General features: G+C 34.7%; 17 protein-coding genes and 1 riboswitch. Of the genes, 4 read left to right on the top strand and 13 right to left on the bottom strand.

Annotated features, from left to right (window positions below; translation table 11 throughout):
- Positions 1-201: 201 nt before the first annotated feature.
- The 4 genes from metK to ytkD all read right to left on the bottom strand — a co-directional run bounded on the left by metK (position 202) and on the right by ytkD (position 3,549).
- Positions 202-1,401: a methionine adenosyltransferase gene (gene metK / locus NYE52_RS16310; protein ID WP_341194033.1), complete on the bottom strand. Its 1,200-nt coding sequence runs from the start codon at positions 1,399-1,401 to the stop codon at positions 202-204.
- A gap of 316 nt (positions 1,402-1,717) precedes the next feature.
- Positions 1,718-1,877: riboswitch (SAM riboswitch) on the bottom strand.
- 69 nt (positions 1,878-1,946) lie between these two features.
- Entirely contained in the window at positions 1,947-2,189 is a 243-nt protein-coding gene (locus NYE52_RS16315; protein WP_341194034.1) for a DUF2584 domain-containing protein, read from the bottom strand.
- A gap of 55 nt (positions 2,190-2,244) precedes the next feature.
- Positions 2,245-3,036, bottom strand: a complete 792-nt coding sequence (locus tag NYE52_RS16320; protein ID WP_341194035.1) for an alpha/beta hydrolase family protein — start codon at positions 3,034-3,036, stop codon at positions 2,245-2,247.
- Between the two features lie 30 nt (positions 3,037-3,066).
- Positions 3,067-3,549 (bottom strand): RNA deprotection pyrophosphohydrolase, encoded by a 483-nt coding sequence (gene ytkD, locus NYE52_RS16325; RefSeq protein ID WP_341194036.1) that lies wholly within the window; start codon positions 3,547-3,549, stop codon positions 3,067-3,069.
- Positions 3,550-3,888: 339 nt separating this feature from the next.
- Here ytkD and NYE52_RS16330 point away from each other — a divergent pair, with 339 nt between their 5' ends.
- Complete coding sequence (locus NYE52_RS16330) at positions 3,889-4,146, top strand: DUF6154 family protein (RefSeq protein ID WP_047944536.1); 258 nt, start codon at positions 3,889-3,891, stop codon at positions 4,144-4,146.
- 89 nt (positions 4,147-4,235) lie between these two features.
- Here NYE52_RS16330 and NYE52_RS16335 read toward each other — a convergent pair whose 3' ends face one another.
- The gene (locus tag NYE52_RS16335) at positions 4,236-5,006 is read right to left on the bottom strand and encodes a sulfite exporter TauE/SafE family protein (protein ID WP_341194037.1); all 771 of its coding nucleotides are present in this window, start codon (positions 5,004-5,006) and stop codon (positions 4,236-4,238) included.
- A 349-nt stretch (positions 5,007-5,355) separates the two neighbouring features.
- Here NYE52_RS16335 and cls point away from each other — a divergent pair, with 349 nt between their 5' ends.
- A complete protein-coding gene (gene cls / locus NYE52_RS16340; RefSeq protein WP_341194038.1) occupies positions 5,356-6,810 on the top strand; it encodes a cardiolipin synthase in 1,455 nt (484 codons plus the stop codon).
- A 58-nt stretch (positions 6,811-6,868) separates the two neighbouring features.
- Here cls and NYE52_RS16345 read toward each other — a convergent pair whose 3' ends face one another.
- Entirely contained in the window at positions 6,869-7,342 is a 474-nt protein-coding gene (locus NYE52_RS16345) for an S-ribosylhomocysteine lyase (RefSeq protein WP_341194039.1), read from the bottom strand.
- Between the two features lie 204 nt (positions 7,343-7,546).
- Between NYE52_RS16345 and yidD the strand changes: the two genes are divergently transcribed.
- Positions 7,547-7,804, top strand: a complete 258-nt coding sequence (gene yidD / locus NYE52_RS16350; protein WP_341194040.1) for a membrane protein insertion efficiency factor YidD — start codon at positions 7,547-7,549, stop codon at positions 7,802-7,804.
- Here the strand turns inward: yidD and NYE52_RS16355 are convergent.
- Complete coding sequence (locus NYE52_RS16355; protein WP_341194041.1) at positions 7,801-8,358, bottom strand: beta-class carbonic anhydrase; 558 nt, start codon at positions 8,356-8,358, stop codon at positions 7,801-7,803. The genes yidD and NYE52_RS16355 overlap by 4 nt on opposite strands.
- A 309-nt stretch (positions 8,359-8,667) precedes the next feature.
- Between NYE52_RS16355 and NYE52_RS16360 the strand changes: the two genes are divergently transcribed.
- Entirely contained in the window at positions 8,668-8,829 is a 162-nt protein-coding gene (locus NYE52_RS16360) for a DUF1540 domain-containing protein (protein ID WP_341194042.1), read from the top strand.
- A 68-nt stretch (positions 8,830-8,897) separates the two neighbouring features.
- Here the strand turns inward: NYE52_RS16360 and NYE52_RS16365 are convergent, their stop codons facing one another.
- From NYE52_RS16365 to NYE52_RS16390, 6 genes are all read right to left on the bottom strand, one after another.
- On the bottom strand, positions 8,898-10,100 hold the full coding sequence (locus tag NYE52_RS16365; protein WP_341194043.1) for an NAD(P)/FAD-dependent oxidoreductase: 1,203 nt from the start codon (positions 10,098-10,100) through the stop codon (positions 8,898-8,900).
- 37 nt (positions 10,101-10,137) lie between these two features.
- Complete coding sequence (locus tag NYE52_RS16370; protein WP_341194044.1) at positions 10,138-11,622, bottom strand: o-succinylbenzoate--CoA ligase; 1,485 nt, start codon at positions 11,620-11,622, stop codon at positions 10,138-10,140.
- Positions 11,623-11,775: 153 nt separating this feature from the next.
- Positions 11,776-12,594 (bottom strand): 1,4-dihydroxy-2-naphthoyl-CoA synthase, encoded by an 819-nt coding sequence (gene menB / locus NYE52_RS16375; protein WP_341194045.1) that lies wholly within the window; start codon positions 12,592-12,594, stop codon positions 11,776-11,778.
- A 36-nt stretch (positions 12,595-12,630) separates the two neighbouring features.
- On the bottom strand, positions 12,631-13,437 hold the full coding sequence (gene menH / locus NYE52_RS16380; protein ID WP_341194046.1) for a 2-succinyl-6-hydroxy-2,4-cyclohexadiene-1-carboxylate synthase: 807 nt from the start codon (positions 13,435-13,437) through the stop codon (positions 12,631-12,633).
- A gap of 12 nt (positions 13,438-13,449) precedes the next feature.
- Entirely contained in the window at positions 13,450-15,183 is a 1,734-nt protein-coding gene (gene menD / locus NYE52_RS16385; RefSeq protein WP_341194047.1) for a 2-succinyl-5-enolpyruvyl-6-hydroxy-3-cyclohexene-1-carboxylic-acid synthase, read from the bottom strand.
- Between the two features lies 1 nt (position 15,184).
- The gene (locus NYE52_RS16390; RefSeq protein ID WP_341194048.1) at positions 15,185-16,564 is read right to left on the bottom strand and encodes an isochorismate synthase; all 1,380 of its coding nucleotides are present in this window, start codon (positions 16,562-16,564) and stop codon (positions 15,185-15,187) included.
- Between the last annotated feature and the right edge of the window lie 20 nt (positions 16,565-16,584).

The following is a 16,584-nucleotide window of genomic DNA, read 5'->3' on the forward strand; positions in this document are numbered from 1 at the left end:
TATTTTTCATAGAAACGTGAAAAACTAGATTGTTACATGTAATAAAGATTGGATTACTTATTCCTATCTAGCAATGTATAAACAGATGTTTCCGTCCAATAATAACAGTAGTTCCATCATCAAGTATTAGACGAAAAATAAGGGAAGAAGTTACACTTTCATGTAACTTCTTCCCTTATGAATAAAATTTATAAAAGTTTTTTAGGCTTCTACTGCACTTTTTATTAACTCTGCTCTATCTGTACGTTCCCATGGTAAATCAATATCCGTACGTCCAAAATGCCCGTAAGCTGCTGTTTGTCTGTAAATTGGTTTACGAAGGTCAAGCATTTTTATGATTCCTGCTGGACGAAGATCGAAGTTTTCACGGACTGCTTCTACTAATTTATCCTCTGATACAATTCCTGTTCCAAATGTATCAACGGAAATAGAGACAGGCTGTGCTACACCAATAGCATAAGCTAATTGTACTTCTACTTTATCTGCTAAACCTGCTGCTACAATATTTTTTGCCACATAACGTGCCGCATAAGCTGCAGAGCGATCCACTTTTGTTGGATCCTTACCAGAAAATGCTCCACCGCCATGTCGTGCATATCCACCATATGTATCAACAATGATTTTACGACCAGTTAATCCAGCATCCCCTTGTGGTCCACCAATTACAAAACGACCTGTTGGATTGATGAAATACTTTGTATTTTCATCTATTAATCCCGCTGGTACTACAGGATTGATTACATATTCTTTAATATTGCGTTGAATTTGTTCTAATGTCACTTCTGGGTGATGTTGCGTGCTTATTACAATCGTATCAATTCGAACAGGTTTATTGTTCTCATCATATTCGACTGTTACTTGCGTCTTTCCGTCTGGACGAAGATAAGGTAAGATTTCTTCTTTTCTAACCTCAGCTAATCTTCTTGATAATTTATGTGCTAATGAAATAGGTAATGGCATTAACTCTTTTGTTTCATTACATGCAAAACCGAACATTAATCCTTGATCTCCAGCACCAATTGCTTCTATTTCCTCATCCGTCATCTTACCTTCACGAGCTTCTAGAGCTTGGTCTACCCCTAATGCGATATCAGCGGATTGCTCATCAATAGAAGTTAAGACTGCACTTGTTTCTGCATCAAATCCATATTTTGCACGTGTATAACCTATTTCTTTAATTGTCTCGCGAACAATTTTCGGAATATCCACATATGTAGAAGTAGTTATTTCACCTGCAACAAGAACTAGCCCTGTTGTTACAGAAGTTTCAGCAGCAACTCTTGCATTAGCATCTTTAGCTAATATAGCATCCAAAATAGCATCTGAAATTTGATCACAAATTTTATCTGGGTGACCTTCAGTTACCGATTCAGAAGTAAACAAGCGACGTTTTGTTGACATCTGATTTCCTCCTTATTTTAGAAAAAAGTAGAGCGAGGCCTATTCCTGCACTCCTTAACCTTATCTTGATACGGTACTCATTCCCTAGATAGTATGAAGTAAAAATGGCGTTTTTATCCGAAGTCAATTCCGTGCTCTATTATATGTAATACTAGATAAAATGTCTGTAAAATATAATATATTACGAAGTATTTTGTTTCTAATAAAAACACACATCTAAAAATTTACATTTTTATAAAAGATAATTAATTCATTTCACACAAAAAACCTTTTCAATAGTGAAAAGGCTCCTAGTAAAATCAATTCGCACCTTTCACTCTTATCGTTCAAGGAATATTTCCTTGCTTCAGGTTAGCACCTTTCCTAAGAGAATGTCTGTCCCATTACATATAAATATGAATGTTTCAGTAATTTTCTTCACATAGTAGGTTGCTGGGTTTCATCGGGCCAGTCCCTCCACCAGCTCAGGATAAGAGAGTATCCGTTCAAGGTAAAATGATAGCTCAATCTAACAATACATGTCAATCATTTTTAACTAGATTGAATTAATTTGTTGAATTCAATGCAATAAGCTTATAAGTAATGGACGTTTTTCCATTTTCCCATTCTAATTTTTCAATCGTCGCCATTCCAGATATTTCTGCTGTTTTTGTTTTTCTTACCTCTAATGGAATATTCATTGGATATAAACGGTAATCCTCTTTTTCCAAAAGAAATAGATTTTCTTCTAGTCTAATTTCTTTCCCTTTTGTTACGATCATTGTATTTAATTCTAAGGGCATACCCATTTTACATTCCCCTTCTCATTTTCTATTTGTTGTCACTATTTATAAATCTTTTCTTTTAGTTTACCATTTTTCCTACTTGTTTTTTCATCCAGCTAGATAAAGAAGTGACAACTTTCCGATTCGTTGCTGGAGGGAAGTAGTGAGTAAACTCTGGAAAATACCATGTGTCCACTTCTTTGCCTAACTGTTTTAGCTTCTCTTCCAACTTTAAACTATGTTCGACTGAGACATTATTATCTAGCTTCCCATGAATGATAAGTGTAGGGGCGTTAATTTTGTCTAATTTATAAAGCGGGGTTCTTGCTTCGTATCTATCTGGATATTTAGAAGGTGTGCCCCCAATAACTCTTTTCATCATCCTGCGTAAATCTTTTCGTTCTTCATAGGTTAGGAACATATCACTAACACCGCCCCATGTAACAATCGACTGAACAGGACAATAAATCCCCACAAATAATGCCATCACTCCACCTCTTGAAAAGCCAAATACATGAACATTGTTCACGTTCGATAAATTTTTTAATAATGTGAATGCAGCTATGGCGTCATTTTTATCATCGCCTGCAAAGTCTTCATTTCCATCTCCGCCCTGATTACCACGATAAAAAGGGGCGAAAACGACAAAGCCCTCGGATGCAAATTGGATAATTCTCCCTGGACGTACCTTCCCAACATTTTTAATGCCTCCCCGTAAATAAAGAAAACCATCATAGATTTCTCCATCATTTGGAGAAGCAAGCATTCCTTTTACTTTTAATCCGTCCACATAATATGTAACTAGAAATAAATCTATTGAAGGATTAGGAGACGGAAATCTTATTTTCTCTAGAATATCACCGTTGAACATACCTATACCCCTTTCCTTTTTTCTCCTATATTACCCCTTCTTTTCACTTAATAATTCGTTTTGAATACAAGAAATACAAAATGTAATAACATCATCCTTCATAATAAAGCTATAGGAAGGTTCCCAACGCAATTTCATGATATCACCATAAACTAACACTGGCCCTTCTGTCTCTTGATAGTCTTCTTTCGGGTTCAATTGACTAATTCTTGCAAAAAAAACATCTTTCACAAAGGGTTCTTCTCCAAATACTTGATAGGTTGCCACCCATTGCAGACTTTCAATGATTCCACCTGTTTCTTCAAATACCTCTCTATGAGCAGTTTGGATAATTGTTTCCCTACATTCTCTCTTTCCACCAGGAAACTCTAATCCTCTCTGCTTATGAGCAGTTAATAACCATTGATTTTTATACTGACAGATAACTAATACATGCTTTGCTTCTTGGTTCCATTCATTTTTTATAAAAGAAAGTTTCACTAAATTATTGTTTTGATCATAAAATATTTCCATACCTTCTCCATTATTATGTATTATTAGTATAGGTAGCCTGCATACTAAAGCAAATAGCATTCCTTTTTTACCTGTGGTTATGATGTCTATTATTATCATAGCAAATACTACCTATAAAAATGGAGTTTTTCATCTAAAAAAGGGTATATTTCTTATAGAGGAAATTTCATCATCTTCATAATCCATAGAAATGCTTGGAAACAAATTTTCAGAAGGAACATTCGTTATTCTTAACATAATATTCACATTATAGCTAGCAATACTATTACGATATCATATATAATACGATTAAATAAAACGTTTACATTTAAATGCAGACTGAAGTAGGAGGAATAAACAATGAAAATTGTTGATGAACTTTATAACTTATATAAAAATAAACTAACCGGTGACGAAGAAGATATAGATATGCTTGCCTTTGCTTTCTTAGAAGAAATGAGCAGAGAAGATTTATTACATATAATCCAGGAATTAAATGAACAAGAATTATATGATTTAATGGGGCTTTATTTAATTGAAAGCTTAAAAGGCAAGTTTGCGAGTGAAGATTATCGAAAGCCCAATAACCCTATCTTTACGCATCGAAATTTACACTGACTCATCTGCATCTTATTCAAAAAGGCTGTCGATAATCGTTGGCATTCATCCCACAAGAAAAACCATGAATTATTAAACAGCCTTTTTATTTATCGATTTGTTAAATAATCATAAATATTTTTACCAATCAATGTTGCAGAAACAAGGACAAATAATATTTTCACATAATTTGAGCCTTTTGCAATAGCCACTCGAGAACCGATGTACGCCCCTAAAATCATTGCAATTCCCATTACAATACCATATAAATAATAAACAGAATCATAAAATAAAAAAACAATAAGTGCTGTAAGATTACTTCCGAAATTAAGAACTTTCGCATTTCCTGCTGATTCCACAAAATCAAATCCCATTAAAAGAAAAGAAAATAAAAAGAATGATCCAGTACCCCCACCTAAAAAACCATCATAGAATCCTATTAATGGTACAATAAAAAGAGCAAATAATAGCTTCTTTTTCGTCATTCCATTATATGTAGAGTTTATTCCCCATTCTTTTTTCGTAAGCGTATAAATAGTTACCAATATTAAAACAACAAGGATTAATGGCTTTAGAGATTCCGATGGTATTTTTTGTACTACATAAACTCCGATTGCGGAACCAATAATGGAAAGAGGCAATAGTTTTACAATTAACTTCTTATCGGTTTTTCCATGCCTTATAAAAGAAATCGAGCTAGTTAATGATCCCATTGTCGATGCCAGTTTATTTGTTCCTAGGGCAATTTGCGGTGGCAATCCAGTAAATAAAAGAGCAGGCAAAGATATTAACCCGCCACCACCAACAACCGAATCAATAAATGCAGCAATAAATCCGGCACCAATTAAAAAAAGCAGCATTCCAAAATGTAATTCTTCCATAAAAAATACTCCTTACCTTAACTGCTATTTTCATTTAGGTAAAGATTACGCAAAGACTAAACTTTTCTTACACATAAAAGTCTAAGGTAAAAACCATATCCAACTACAAAAACAGCTTTGTTAAACAATCCATTTTAATAAGAATAAGCTTTCATATACTTACTTTATCACAATAAAGAAAAAAGGAAAATTCTTCTTTAAAAAGAAATCAAATTAGTACCAAGTTTTTTACTTTTACCCTATAATTATACAGGATATTTATTTAGGAGCAGTCTAGTTAAAAACAACCCCTAGTCAAATATATATAACGTAATATGCTGTTTTTTTAGCGAGAAAGGAAAAAAACTACATGCACATCTATTCAATAATTTTAAGTGTATTTATTATACTTAATATCATTTTGGCTTTTCTTGTTATCTTCTTTGAGAGAAAAGATCCGATTGCAACATGGGCTTGGTTGATGGTACTAACCTTTATCCCTATTCTTGGGTTTATTTTATATTTACTTTTTGGTCAAAATTTACGAAACAGAAAGTTATTTCAATGGGATGAGCGGAAAAAGCTTGGCATAGAGCCAATATTAGCTTCCCAACTTTTGCAAATAAGTTCCAATCAATTGCGGACAACAAATGAAGTGATTCGGAAAAATCAAGATTTAATTTATTTGAATTTATTTAACAACGATTCCGTTCTGACAGAAAATAATGCTGTAGAAATTTTTACAGATGGAAATCAGAAATTCAAGCAATTATTTACAGATATCAAAAATGCTAAAAAGTCGATTCATTTACAATACTATATTTTAAAAAATGATGGTATTGGCTCTGACCTGATCAGCTTACTTGTTGAAAAGGCCAAAGAAGGTGTAGAAGTTCGATTATTATATGATGAGCTTGGTTCAAGAACATTACGTAAAAAAGTGTTCAAAGAACTGCGAGCAGCAGGTGGGGTTGTCGAAGTATTTTTCCCAAGCAAATTCCACTTAATTAACTTACGTTTAAATTACCGGAATCATAGAAAGCTAGGTATTATTGATGGAAAAATTGGCTATATCGGAGGCTTTAATGTTGGTGATGAATACTTAGGTCTCCATCCCAAATTTGGATATTGGAGAGATACGCACTTACGAATTGTAGGCACAGCAGTCTATGCTATCCAAACAAGATTTATTCTTGATTGGAATCAAGCATCTCATCAACATGAAATTAAATATTCACCAGAATATTTTCCTGGGAAGATTGATGAGATTATTGGAAATATCGGCATGCAAATTGTATCAAGTGGTCCAGATTCAGAATGGGAACAAATCAAGAACGGTTATATTAAAATGATTACTTCCGCTAAAGAAAGTGTTTATATTCAAACTCCCTATTTTATTCCTGATGCAAGCTTACTTGATACATTGAGAATAGCTGCTTTATCTGGTATCGATGTAAAAATTATGATTCCAAACAAACCTGATCATATGTTTGTATACTGGGCAACATATTCCTATATCGGTGAAATGCTAAAAGCAGGAGCAAAGATTTATATTTATGAAAATGGATTTATTCATGCAAAAACGATTTTAGTCGATCGAAAAATCGCTTCCGTTGGAACAGCCAATATTGATATGAGAAGCTTTAGGCTTAATTTTGAAGTGAATGCTTTTATTTATAGTGAACAAATTGCAAATGAATTAACGGATGACTTCCTAGAAGACATGGAGTTATCTACCCATTTAACAGCAGAGCAATATTCCAAAAGATCTTTATGGATTCGTTTCAAAGAATCCTTCTCTAGACTCCTTAGTCCACTTTTATAAGGCTCCATTTTAAATATTAAGGAGGAGCGGCACTTAAGCCTCTCCTCCTTGTTATTTATTATCCAAAAACTTGTTTTAATTCTTCTTTGTCTTTACTTAACCAAAAATTCATCAGTCTTTTAGCGCCTTCTAAATCATGAAGTTTTGCCTGGCCACATTGCGTTTCATTAGCCGCTGGAATTTCGGTAATTTCTATAGCAGTCTTCATTGTTGCTTCTAATAAATCGATAATTTCCTCCACTGTTGGTTCACCGCTAACAACTAAATAATAGCCTGTTTGGCAACCCATTGGAGAAATATCAATGATGTCGAAATGATTATATTTTTCTACATGTGCACGTAAATTAAATGCTAATAAATGCTCCAAAGTATGAATAACATCTGGTTTCATTGCTTGCTTATTTGGCTGACAGAAGCGAATATCATATTTATTAACTACTCCATCACTACCTACTTTGTGTACTCCACAATGTCTAACATAGGGAGCTTTTACTGCTGTATGATCTAATTCAAAGCTTTCAACTGAAGGCATATAAACATCTCCTTTTATTCATGTATCTCTATTATAACTAAAAACCCGAGTAATTTCATCAACTTAATATATATAATATTTTTCCAGTATTAATTTGGTGATTTCACTCTTGTATTAATAAAAATGGAAAGCTAAAAGAGATTACTTTATTCGAGTTCCACCCCATGTTATACTACTTGCAAAGAAGGGGGAGTAAACATAATAATGAAACATGTCTTTTTATTTATTATCCGTATTTATCGAAAAGTCATTTCTCCTTTAAAACCGCCAACCTGTCGTTTTTATCCAACCTGCTCTTCCTATGGTTTAGAAGCCATTCAAAAGTTTGGCGCAATTAAAGGCGGATACTTAACAATTAAACGAATAGTTAAATGCCACCCTTTTCATCCTGGTGGTTTAGATCCTGTACCAGATGAATTTCACTGCAAAGATCATAGCCATCCGCCAAATGAAAATAATTAATATCCCTCAACAACCAAGTCTAATTTTCCAGTCTTTGGATCAATTACTAATCCATGAACTGGAACGTCACTTGGCAATAATGGATGTTTTTTTATCATATTTACACTGTGTGAAACACTTTCTGATACAGAATTAAATCCAGTTAACCATTTTTCTAGATTTATTCCTGAATGCTGCAATGTAGCAAACGTTTCATCAGAGATGCCTCTTTTTTTCATTTTCTCCATCATACTATCCGAATGCAGTGCACTCATTCCACAATCATGATGTCCAATTACCAGTACTTCATCTGCCTGAAGTTCATATACCGCAACCAAAATGCTACGCATAATACTACCAAATGGGTGAACAACAACTGCACCGGCATTTTTGATAATTTTTACATCCCCATTGGAAAGATTTAAAGCGTGTGGTAAAAGTTCTAATAGCCTTGTATCCATACAAGTTACAATAACCATCTTTTTATTAGGAAATTTGGTTGTAATAAATTTTTCATATTTGTGTTCCTTAACAAATTCATCATTATACACTAATATATCTTTTAATAGACTCATTTTAAGCACTCCTTAAAAATCAATTCGTTAATAAAAAAGAATGACTTCTGTTTTTTTCAGGAAAAAAATTCTCCCTTATTAATAGTAATGAAAATTTGCATAATATACAAATTTAGAAACTCCATACTTACAATTACTGGCTTATCTTATATTTTGTTCTACGTATGTATTTCCTATATCTTTCTAATACTAATTTTTAATGAGGCTTTTAACTTGTCTCATTGGTTCGTATCATTCGAAGTAAAATGAGGAATAGCTTCTGCAGAAGAATCCTACCTGCAAAAAACTGAAAATAAGGAGTGGTACCATATGGCAAAGGATGTACTTTGTGAAGTAAGTAACTGTACTTTTTGGGAAAAAGGAAATCACTGTGGTGCTGATCAAATTTATGTTGTAAGTAATGTTGGAAAACATGCAGATACAAGTTATGAAACAGACTGTAAAACATTTGAGCCTGAAAGTTTAAGCTAAATTTAAAGACCTCAAAAAAAGGATCCCTAGAAGTCTCAAGTCTCATCACTTCTTTTGGGATTCCTTTTTTATCTATCCAATCGTACCAAATCGGCATCAGGATGTTCTCCTTTTGTAATTAACTCCTTTATTATTGTCGATCCAAAAGCACTATAAACCGTACCATTTCCTCCAAACCCTAAGCAATAATAGAGATTTTTTTGTTTAGGGTCTTCTCCTATAAAAGGAATACCATCCACAGATTCTCCAAATGTAGCTCCATAGACATAATCAGCTTGTAATTGAAATTGTGGGAAATGTTCTTTTATACGAGTCAATAAGTTATTAGCATACCCATTTAATATCTTGGGATCTTTGGGAGCTTCCATCATTTCTTCATCTAATCCTCCAGCCACAATCCTCCCATCATAGGTTGTTCTCATATAAAAATAGGGTCGCTTTGTCTCCCAAATTAAACATCTATCTTCCCATTGTTGAAATGAAGAAACAGGATTCGTAACAATCACATACGTTCTGTTTAATTTTGTGGCCATATTCATTGTAATGGCATCGGACTCATAACCTGTAGCATAAACAACATGCTTTGCTCGAATAATTGCGTCTTCGCTCTTAAAAAGCCAATAGCCATCTTGATAATAAAGCTTTTGGACTTCGGTTTTTTCAAAAACCTGGACATTACTGTATTGGGAAGCCTCTTTTATCAGGGATATAACCAGCTTTTGAGGATTTACTTCTGCGTCATTACTTGTGCGAATAGCTGCATGCTTTTTAAAACCATATGATTGATAAATCTTGTCTTCATCTAGAAATTCGATAGGAAAATCATATTTCTTGAGCATGTCATATTCTTTTTTTATGGCAAGTATATCAGCGGATGTACTTGCATAATACAAGCTTTGTCTATTTTCAAATTGAATATCATCTTGCAGTGTTTCCGCTATCCTTTTCAATTCCTCCATCCCATTAAAGCATAAACGATAAAATCGAACAGCATCTTTCACTCCAATGGTTTCTGCAAAGGAGTGCAGCATTTTATCATTAGAATACTGTAATAAGCCAGTGTTAGCAGAAGAACTCCCATTTCCAACACGGTCTTTATCCACTAGAATAACATCCAGTGATTCCTTAGCTAGCTTATACGTTAACAAAGCTCCTGACATACCAGCCCCGATAATAAGAACTTCACACGACCTGTCTTTATTAAGCTTAGGATATTTCGGTTTATCCTTTATAGTAGTTGGCCAATATAATGATCCATGATATAAGCTCACAAACCTACACTTCTTTCCATTAATTTTCACCTAAAAATTAGCGTAAATAAAAATCCTTTTGTTCCTCTACCCATTTTCTTAAATCTCTTCGTACAATCTTTCCAGATGCATTGCGTGGAATCTCTGAAACAAAAATGATTTTTTTAGGAATTTTATATTTAGCTAATGACTTTTCACAATTTTCCATTATCCATTTCTCTGAACCTGCACTTCCATCTTCTACAACAAAAGCAACAGGAACCTGTCCCCATTGAGCATCTGGAATTCCAATTACCGCAGCCTCTCTGATTCCTTCCATTTCAGTCAATACTGCTTCCACTTCTGCGGGATATACATTTTCCCCACCTGAAATAATTAAGTCAGATCTTCTATCTAATACATAGAGAAATCCTTCAGAATCTATATACCCAATATCCCCAGTGAAAAACCAGCCATTTATTAAATGATTCTCTTTATTTAAATAGCCTTTTGATACATTGGGACCACATACAGTGATTTCTCCCACTTCATTCGGACCTAATTCTTCACCTAAAGGATTTACAATGCGTAATTGTGCAGGGAAAAGAGGTTTACCTGCTGACCCTATTTTGCTAATGCTATCTTCAGGCGAAAGGGTGACTATTTGGGAAGAGGTTTCTGTCATTCCGTAAGAATAATAAACAAGAATTCCTTTATTGATGCATCTAGTAAGAAGTTCTACTGTGGCAGGACCTCCACCTAAAAGCATGTAACGGAAATACGCTGGGAATTTTTCGCTAGTAGCCTGCTCTATTCGCTGTAGCATCGTAGTTACTACAGATATGATGGTTATTTTTTCTTTCCATAAATCTTGGAGGACCCTTTTTTCATCAAAGGATTCGTGAAGCACTATTTTCATCCCATAAATAATACTTTTCATTAAAATAGAGTACCCGCTAATATGGAATATTGGAACCGTACATAACCAAGTGTCCTTCTCATATAACCCAGCATTCAATGTATTTCCTACTGCACTCCACCAATGATTACCATAAGATTGAATGACTCCTTTCGGAAGTCCAGTTGTTCCTGACGTATACATAATTGTGCAAGTTTCATCTAATGTAATATAATCCTTTTCCTTCGGCTCTATGTAAGTGTATTCTTCTATATCCTCTTTTAAATAAATCGATATTTCTAATACTTTTTCCTTTACCTGTATTACCTTTTCCTGAAAAAGTTCTTCTGTTATTAAATAAGTAACCTTCGCATCTTTTAATTGATAAGCAATTTCTTTTGCCGTTAACCGATTGTTAAGAAGAACTGCTTTTGCTCCAATAATCTGCATGGCATATAGGTGAAGTACTGTCTCTAAATCACTCTTCACTAGAAATCCTACATAATCCGTGTCCTTTACCCCTAAGCCTGTCAATATCCCAGCTCGGTAGTACGCCATCTCATATAATTCTTTAAATGTTAATCGTTTCTCTTTATAAACGATGGCCTCTCTATCTGGGGTTAAATGGGCTCTATTTTTGATAAAATTAGGAAGTATTTCTGTCATAACTTTCGATCCTCTTTTCTATATAAACAAAGGTGACACTATCATTAGCATGTCCATTTGCTAAAAACGAGTGTCACCCATTGTTATGTTAAATAGCTTGTACATTACTAACTATTTTATCGATTCGATATTCTTCTAATATTCCTTACTCCCTTAAGGAAAACGAGGGAATTGCCCAAAATCAGGATTACGTTTTTCTTTGAAAGAGTCACGTCCTTCTTTTGCTTCATCTGTTGTATAGTATAGTAATGTTGCGTCCCCAGCAAATTGCTGAATTCCAGCTAAACCATCTGTATCTGCATTAAAGGCTGCTTTTAAGAAACGAAGTGCGGTTGGACTCTTCTCTAAAATCTCTTCACACCATTGTATCGTCTCTTCTTCTACTTTTTCTAACGGTACAACCGTATTTACTAATCCCATATCTAGTGCTTCTTGTGCATTGTATTGGCGACATAAGAACCAAATTTCTCTAGCCTTTTTATGACCAACAATTCTTGCTAAATAGCCAGAACCATAACCAGCATCAAAGCTACCTACCTTTGGACCAGTTTGTCCGAAAACAGCATTATCAGCAGCAATCGTTAAATCACAGACGATATGAAGAACATGTCCTCCACCAATTGCATAGCCTTTTACCATTGCAATAACAGGTTTTGGAATAACTCTAATTAAACGCTGTAAATCAAGTACGTTTAAGCGTGGAATTTGATCTTCTCCAACATATCCACCATGTCCTCTAACCTTTTGATCCCCACCAGAACAGAATGCTTTATCACCTGCACCCGTTAAAATAATTACGCCTACATTGCTGTCATCTCTTGCCATTGCAAACGCATCAATTAGTTCACTTACCGTTCTTGGTGTAAAAGCATTATGTACATGTGGTCTATTGATTGTAATTTTGGCAATGCCATTATATGTTTCATAAATGATTTCTTCATATTGTTTGCCAGCTACCCATTCTACTGTCATTATTTTTCCTCCTTTTCACAGGGCTGAACCTTGATGTCAGCTCCTTAAAAACTCCATTACTATTGTACCAAAAATTTCAGGTTTCTCCACATGAATTGCATGACCTGCATCATTTACATTCAAATGTCGCATTTTTTTATTGCTCTTAACCATTTCTTCAGCAATTTGGTTAAACTTTGGATCTAGTTCTCCTGTTAGTAAAAGCGTATCTGTCTTAATTTTAGAAATTTGAGACCAATAAGAGCTTTGGGCTCCTGTCCCCATTCCCTTTAAACTATTAGCTAATCCAATTGGATTATTAGCTAATCGCTGATTCCTTATAGTCTGCTTAACAGTTGAATCTAGTCGCTCCTGACTTTTAAACAAGGGAATCTTCTCCCATTTATCCACAAAATTTATTATTCCTTGTTCAAGGATAGAATCTCCCAGTTTTTCATCCTGTATTCGTCTTTGCCTTTGCTCCTCTTCGGTTTTTAAGCCTGGCGATGCGCTTTCAAGAATAAGCTTTTTTACTGTTTCAGGATATTCGATACAATACGCCAATGCCAACCGTCCACCCATTGAATAGCCTAATAAATGTACGGGAGAGATACGAAAAGAATCTATGATCTCCTTTAAATGATCCATACTTTCCTTCATGGAAAAATCTGCTACATCTTCCGGTGAATCCGTTTTTCCATGTCCCACAATATCTACGGTTATTACCTTGTAGTTTTTCTTCCAAACCGGAATAAATGGAAGCCATGTTCCACTATCCCCAGTAAACCCATGTAATAATAAGAGAGGTTCCCCCTCTCCATTAATTGTTATATGATAATTTACATTCTTTATTTGGATATACATACGCTTCACCTTTTAATCTAGTTGATTTAACACCATTTGAATCTTCTCCGTCATTTGACGGTGTTCCAATAGATTTTTTTCTCGATTCGTTCGAAGTTCCCAAACTCTCAAGCCTTCTTCAAAATTACTATCCTGAAATAATTTCTCTAACCTTTGCCAACTTTCGATAAGTTTGTACTGCCCTTTATACATTTCTACTGCATGCTTAAAATCAATATCTAAAGGAGTCCCAAACAATAGCTCATAGTGTCTTGGAAGATCCACCTGAGGCAAGAAAGAAAAGATTCCGCCACCATTATTGTTTATTAACAGCACAGTTATCGGCAATTTATACAATTTGGAAAGCACTAATCCATTTAAATCGTGGAAAAAAGTTAAATCTCCAACAATTAAAAATAGTGGCTGTTTAATTACCCCAACTCCAAGAGCTGTAGATATTGTCCCATCAATTCCATTCGCCCCTCTATTTGCAATGATAGTAACTTTTTTATTTTGTTTATGAAAGAAAGTATCTAAATCGCGAATAGGCATACTATTTCCTACAAATAACACCGCATCATCAGGAATCATTTCACCTAAGCTATGAAAGAGCTTCGCCTCACTAATTTCTTGAATCTCCGCCGTTTGCATTAATTCCTTTTTTGTTAGCTCATTTATATCTATCCATTTTTTTAAATAGTGATTTATTGAGCAATGAGATATAACAGAGATAAGCTTCTCACAAAAATATTCTTCTTCACAATAAACCATATCAGTTGTCAACTGATTAGGATCTCGGTAGCCGCTGCCGCCATCTACTACTATCTGTTTCGCTTTTTCATTTTCTCTTAAGAAAATGGTTAGTGGCTTAGAGATAGGCATACTTCCAAAACGGATTATCACGTCTGGCTTTAATAGAGATTTCACCTTTTCATTTCTTAAAAAAATATCATATGTGTCGATAATGATATTCGTATCCGCACTATTGCTTCGCAGTTGTGAGAGCGGATCAGCAATTATTGGGAAACCAGTCTTTTCAGCCAATTGTATTATTTTTGCTGAAAAATCGTCTTTATCTATCTCTCCACAAATTATAATTCCTTTCCCATCAAGACTAGCTGCTAAGTCGAGAAAATACGAATCATTAATTCTAAATTCACCTGTTTCCATTCGAATGGATGGCTTTTCCTTATCTTCTAAGCGATAGCGGTCTAAATTATCTAAATCAGGGATTAACGGCTCCCTTAATGGTATATTCACATGTACTGGACCACTTGGTTGCTGCTTTGCCATCGAGACTGCTCTAGCTCCTACTGTTTTGGCATATCGAATCATTCCGGGACTATTATCAGGTGTTGACATTTCCATAAACCATTTTACATGTTTTCCATAAAGGTCTAGCTGATCAATGGCTTGTGGTGCGCCTACATCTCTTAACTCATGTGGACGATCTGCAGTAAGTACTATTAACGGAATACGAGAAATTTTAGCCTCTACGATAGCAGGAAAATAATTAGCCGCAGCAGTACCAGATGTACATACTAATACAGTCGGTTTTTTGGATGCTTTCGCTATCCCTAATGCAAAAAAGGCGGCCGAACGTTCATCCACATGAACGTGGAGCTTTATTGCTTCCTCTTCTGCAAGCAAAAGACTAATTGGAGTAGATCTCGAACCAGGACTAATGACAGCATGTTCTACTCCATTCTTAACTAACTCAGATAGGAGTGCATCCAAATAGGCTGTTAACTGTTGCTGATGAATCATTTTATTTTCCTCCTAACGCTGTAAGCATCGGCTTAAATTTAATAGCTGTTTCGATATACTCTGATTCAGGATTAGAGTCCGCAACAATACCACAGCCAGCAAAAATCGTAGCACTGTCCCCATGTAATAATCCTGAACGGATACTAACAGCAAATTCCCCATTCCCTTTATAATCAAGCCAGCCAATTGGAGCACCATAAAGACCTCTATCCAATCCCTCTACCTCTCTAATAACCTCTAAAGCTTCATCACGTGGAAAACCACCGAGGGCTGGAGTTGGATGCAATAATTTTATTAAGGAAATTAAAGATTCTGTTTCCTTCACTTTTCCACTAACCGGCGTATAAAGATGTTGAATATCTCTCATTTTCATGATTTGCGGATTTGCCGGCATTTCTACGGTGGTACATACTTCTTGCATGGCGGTCTTAATCATTTTAACAACATAGTTATGTTCTTCTCTATTTTTCGAATCAGAAAGCAACTCTTCTGCTAAGGCATTATCTTCTTCCTTGTTATTACCTCTAGCAATAGAGCCAGCAAGACATGTAGAAAAAACGGTATCTCCTTCTTTTTTCACCAATCTTTCAGGCGATGCACCTGTAAAGCATTTATCGTAAGCCTCTAAAGCAAATATATAACCATTGCTTTGCTGTTGCATTAAATTTTTCAAGACAAGTTCTGTAACTAATTCTTTTGTAAAATTGACTTTACTCGCTCGAGCTAATACTACTTTTTTAAGCGATTCGTCTAATCTGTTTATTACTTTATCAACTGTATCTTTCCATTTTTCCGGCTTTACTTCCGTTATCTCTTTAATCGAAGGGAAAGAATCGGAAGTTGATTCACCTATCCTTTTATCAAAAGCAAAAGATTGTTTCTTCAACGCTTCTTTTGCCTGTTCCATTTTATCTGATTGAATTAATATATTGGTTGTAATAAATTGAATTCCATCAATTTCGCTTAACATAAACTGTGGTACATAAAAATGAGCTTCTGAGAAGCCATTCCAAAGTTCTGTTTTCTCTTTTAATGGATCAAAGGAAAAGCCCCCTAAAAGGACCGGACCGATTCCAATATGATTGAATTGATTATACACAATTGCATTTTCCAACAGCCGTTTCCATTTCTTTTCCACATCAGAATAGGAGTTTTCCCCTAAAGAACATTCCATTCTTTCACAAATGCCGATTCCTATAAGCATATTTTTCCCAGAAGGATCCTTCCAAAAAAAACGTTTTCCTTTATAGGAATGGAATTTAGAAAAAAAGTCGAGAACATCCATTTTTTCTTCTACCATTTTAACTTCACTAACTAATATTGTAGGAGAAACACTATCCCTTAATTTTGTTTGTACCATTGTTCCTCTGCTATCATTCATCCCTTTGTGAATCCCCCTAA

The organism is Niallia sp. FSL W8-0635, assembly GCF_038007965.1.
In the GTDB taxonomy this organism is placed as follows: domain Bacteria; phylum Bacillota; class Bacilli; order Bacillales; family Cytobacillaceae; genus Niallia.

What these genes read in the sequence shown, in the direction of transcription:
- metK (WP_341194033.1), bottom strand. Translation starts at nt 1,401, where the DNA reads ATGTCAACAAAACGTCGCTTGTTTACTTCTGAATCGGTAACTGAAGGT.
- NYE52_RS16315 (WP_341194034.1), bottom strand. Translation starts at nt 2,189, where the DNA reads ATGGGTATGCCCTTAGAATTAAATACAATGATCGTAACAAAAGGGAAA.
- NYE52_RS16320 (WP_341194035.1), bottom strand. Translation starts at nt 3,036, where the DNA reads ATGTTCAACGGTGATATTCTAGAGAAAATAAGATTTCCGTCTCCTAAT.
- ytkD (WP_341194036.1), bottom strand. Translation starts at nt 3,549, where the DNA reads ATGGAAATATTTTATGATCAAAACAATAATTTAGTGAAACTTTCTTTT.
- NYE52_RS16330 (WP_047944536.1), top strand. Translation starts at nt 3,889, where the DNA reads ATGAAAATTGTTGATGAACTTTATAACTTATATAAAAATAAACTAACC.
- NYE52_RS16335 (WP_341194037.1), bottom strand. Translation starts at nt 5,006, where the DNA reads ATGGAAGAATTACATTTTGGAATGCTGCTTTTTTTAATTGGTGCCGGA.
- cls (WP_341194038.1), top strand. Translation starts at nt 5,356, where the DNA reads ATGCACATCTATTCAATAATTTTAAGTGTATTTATTATACTTAATATC.
- NYE52_RS16345 (WP_341194039.1), bottom strand. Translation starts at nt 7,342, where the DNA reads ATGCCTTCAGTTGAAAGCTTTGAATTAGATCATACAGCAGTAAAAGCT.
- yidD (WP_341194040.1), top strand. Translation starts at nt 7,547, where the DNA reads ATGAAACATGTCTTTTTATTTATTATCCGTATTTATCGAAAAGTCATT.
- NYE52_RS16355 (WP_341194041.1), bottom strand. Translation starts at nt 8,358, where the DNA reads ATGAGTCTATTAAAAGATATATTAGTGTATAATGATGAATTTGTTAAG.
- NYE52_RS16360 (WP_341194042.1), top strand. Translation starts at nt 8,668, where the DNA reads ATGGCAAAGGATGTACTTTGTGAAGTAAGTAACTGTACTTTTTGGGAA.
- NYE52_RS16370 (WP_341194044.1), bottom strand. Translation starts at nt 11,622, where the DNA reads ATGACAGAAATACTTCCTAATTTTATCAAAAATAGAGCCCATTTAACC.
- menB (WP_341194045.1), bottom strand. Translation starts at nt 12,594, where the DNA reads ATGACAGTAGAATGGGTAGCTGGCAAACAATATGAAGAAATCATTTAT.
- menH (WP_341194046.1), bottom strand. Translation starts at nt 13,437, where the DNA reads ATGTATATCCAAATAAAGAATGTAAATTATCATATAACAATTAATGGA.
- menD (WP_341194047.1), bottom strand. Translation starts at nt 15,183, where the DNA reads ATGATTCATCAGCAACAGTTAACAGCCTATTTGGATGCACTCCTATCT.
- NYE52_RS16390 (WP_341194048.1), bottom strand. Translation starts at nt 16,564, where the DNA reads ATGAATGATAGCAGAGGAACAATGGTACAAACAAAATTAAGGGATAGT.